The sequence below is a fragment of the Mesorhizobium sp. M2A.F.Ca.ET.039.01.1.1 genome, from assembly GCF_003998035.1.
Lineage (GTDB): Bacteria > Pseudomonadota > Alphaproteobacteria > Rhizobiales > Rhizobiaceae > Mesorhizobium.
The window spans coordinates 1-3,028 of the sequence record NZ_RZRY01000721.1 but is presented as its reverse complement, the minus strand read 5'-3'; the positions used below and the strand labels follow the sequence as shown (position 1 = coordinate 3,028).

Here is a 3,028-nt window from a genome sequence, read left to right as displayed (position 1 = left end):
CAGCGCGCAATGTGGGGCATTGTGGGACTGAGCCGGAAATATCCGACACGGCTGGTCGAGCAAGCCTGTGCTCATGCCATCAGCAACGGCATCTACCGTTACAGGCACGTACGCGCGACTGTCGAGCGGCTGTTTGAGCACGCGCTGGAACAGGTTGAAGAAGCTCCACAGCCGGCCTCGCAGCTCACCCAGGATCATCCACTGATCCGCGCCCCCGCGGAATATGGCGACCTCTTCAGCCGCGCTGCGCGACACGAGGCCGGCAACAATGGCGCCCAGGCCGACGCTCACGACGACCGTGTCCCTACGATCCACGCTCGTGGCGCCTGCGCAACCCCGACCAGCTTCGGCACCACGAGCGCTGCCGCTGCGCCTTCTCACCTCAAACTGGAGACCCAACCTCATGATGACCATACCCGAAATTGAACGCTGCCTGCGACAGCTACGCCTGTCGGGCGTGCGCGACACGCTGCAGACGCGCGTGTTGCAGGCGCAGGGCGCAAACCACCCTTCCTGGAGACCTTCTCCTTGATCCTGCAGGACGAACTGGACCGTCGCCAGTCTCGCCTTATCGAGCGGCGATATCAGCAATCCGGGCTCGATGAAAAACTGACGCTCGCCGAGTTCGACTGGTCCTTCAATCCCAAATTGCCGCGCCAAACCTGCTTCCAGCTCCAAACACTGGGGTTCATTGCCGCCGGCGAGAACGCGCTGCTCGTCGGCAAACCAGGCACCGGGAAATCCCACATCGCCAAGGCGATTGCCTATCAGGCGATCCTGCACAGCCACAAGGTCCAGTATCTCGAGACCGACGACTTCTTCCACCGCCACGCTCTGAACGCCCCCGCACAACGCGAGGCCCGGATGCGAACAATCATCGACTGCGATCTCCTCGTGCTGGACGATCTGTTCCTGGCACGCGCCATCCCCGACGACGCCGGCGCATGGCTGCAGACCCTGATTCATCAGCGCTACAAACTACGCCGCAGCGTCATCGTCACCTCCAATCGGGTGGTGCAGGACTGGGGCACGTACCTGCGAGACACCACCATGAGCACGACGATACTCGACCGGCTGATGCATCATTGCCATCTGCTTGAGTTCGATGGCCGCAGCTATCGCCTCAAAGAGGCCGCTGAAGCCCTTGCTCGGGAAACAAAGTCAAACTAACAAATCCACTTCCTGTCCTGCCTTGCAGGTGGGGGAATTTGACTGACCCCAACCGGGGGAATTTGAAGTGACCCGCGGGGGTCGATCTAACGTGAGCATTGGGGCAAGATCACTATCCGCGCGCAATTCGAGGTAATCGACCTGTGAGAAACCGGCGGCGAGGATCGCCTAGCGCCCGACACTCAGCGTGCGAGGTACAGATTCTCCTGAACTCAGCTGCCTGGCGGTTTGGACCAGGACTTCAGCCAACCGAGGCGCCCTGTTGCGATCAGCCAAAGTGAGCCGCGCGTTGCGCGACGACATCGCCAGGCCATCGGCTTCGCGCACCGTCGGGCCAGCGATGATCTCGATTGGGATATCGAGGTCACGGACAAGCTGGCGAACGACATGCAGCTGCTGAAAATCCTTCTGGCCGAAAAACGCCAGGTCGGCCCCAGTTTGCAGAAGCAGCTTCGTGACCACCGTCGCCACGCCATCGAAGTGGCCGGGCCGAAACGTGCCGCAAAGCCCCTCGCTCACACCGCCGACCGAAACTGTGGTCGCGAAGCCTGGCGGATAAATGTCGGCGGCATTGGGAGCATAAGGAATATGGGCGCCGACAGATGCGAGTTTCGCGGCGTCATCGTGTTCCGTGCGCGGATAGGCAGCCAGATCAGCGGAATTGTTGAATTGCCTCGGATTGACGAACAGCGTCACGATCACCCTATCAGCCTTGGTAAGGCTGTCTGCACAAGGTTGAGGTGACCCTCATGCAGGGATCCCATGGTTGGCACAACGGCAATTCTCAAGCCCTCGCGGCGCCAGGCGGCAATGATGCTGCGCAGTTCGGAGACGATCCGGACGATTGCGGTGCTCATTCGGCTGCTCCTTGAGTGACTGTGCCCGTCTCATGGCCGAAGACGTGATCGGCGGTCGGAAAGCTGCGCTCGCGCACATCCTTTGCGTATGCCGCGATCGCTGCCTCGGCGTCGCTTCCAAGTTCTGCGTAGCGTTTGACGAATCTTGGACGAAAAGCGCTAATCAGACCCAGCATGTCGTCGACAACAAAGGATCTGCCCGTCGCAGGCCGGCGATGCACCGATGCCGATGGTTGGGATCGCCATTTGCTCTGTAATCAGCCGAGCCAGAGCCTCCGGTATCTTCTCAAGTACGACGACGAATGCGCCAGCCTCGGCTACCGCCGTCGCATCGCGCAGGATCCATCTCCGACGCATAGGCGCGAAGATAGCGACCACTGATTTGGTGGTGGGTTCCGATCTGGGTGCGGCGAGGGCGCGAGAAAAAGCTTTCGGCCTGATTGGTGCAGGCGCCGTCGTCTGAATAGGCGTGCTGGTGGTTGATGCGCTCGACGGCGGTCGTTGCCCTACCAAATCGCAGGACTTGCGGCATACCTTCCCATTTGCTTCGGATCCTTAGGTCGATGAACCTACCTCATGGCCGACGTTCGGCGCTCGTGATTGAGCCTGTGCCAAGCGGCGCGAAGAAGCACGTCCATCTCATCTTGTATCTGCCGACGCGAAATGTCGGAAACAAAGACTCACAGATAAGATACCGCTCATCCGGCGCGGCCTGGACGCGGTCCCTCGCGATAAACCACTCTCCCGTCGGCGGATCATTCCGAGAGGATGGTTCAGGCTGCTTGGCGTAGTAGCCATCCTTAGTAGGTCTCACGTCGCTGGACTCGATTGGATGGCAATCTCGATTGCCACAGCACCTAAAATGAAGAACAGGGTCCGTCTTGCCTGCGTACCAATCATGGGCGTTGGCATTGCCAGCCAAGATAACCCACCCGAACGCAATACCCCCTGGCAACCGCGTCATGACATGGGCTCTCGCACTTACTAATACCATATTAGTG

5 pseudogenes are annotated in these 3,028 nt (G+C 60.1%); 2 read left to right on the top strand and 3 right to left on the bottom strand.

Features of this window, described 5'->3' with window-relative positions:
* A pseudogene (locus EOA24_RS32505) lies at window positions 1-426 on the top strand (IS21 family transposase); the annotation flags it as partial.
* Window positions 404-1,170: pseudogene (istB, locus tag EOA24_RS32500) on the top strand (IS21-like element helper ATPase IstB). The pseudogenes EOA24_RS32505 and istB, both read left to right, overlap by 23 nt.
* On the opposite strand, the pseudogene panC reads toward istB, so the two are convergent.
* The 3 pseudogenes from panC to EOA24_RS32485 all read right to left on the bottom strand — a co-directional run.
* Window positions 1,162-2,027, bottom strand: a pseudogene (gene panC / locus EOA24_RS32495) (pantoate--beta-alanine ligase). The pseudogenes istB and panC overlap by 9 nt on opposite strands.
* Window positions 2,024-2,369: pseudogene (locus tag EOA24_RS32490) on the bottom strand (3-methyl-2-oxobutanoate hydroxymethyltransferase); the annotation flags it as partial. The pseudogenes panC and EOA24_RS32490, both read right to left, overlap by 4 nt.
* A gap of 1 nt (window position 2,370) precedes the next feature.
* Window positions 2,371-2,517 (bottom strand): annotated as a pseudogene (locus EOA24_RS32485) (transposase); the annotation flags it as partial.
* Window positions 2,518-3,028 lie beyond the last annotated feature (511 nt).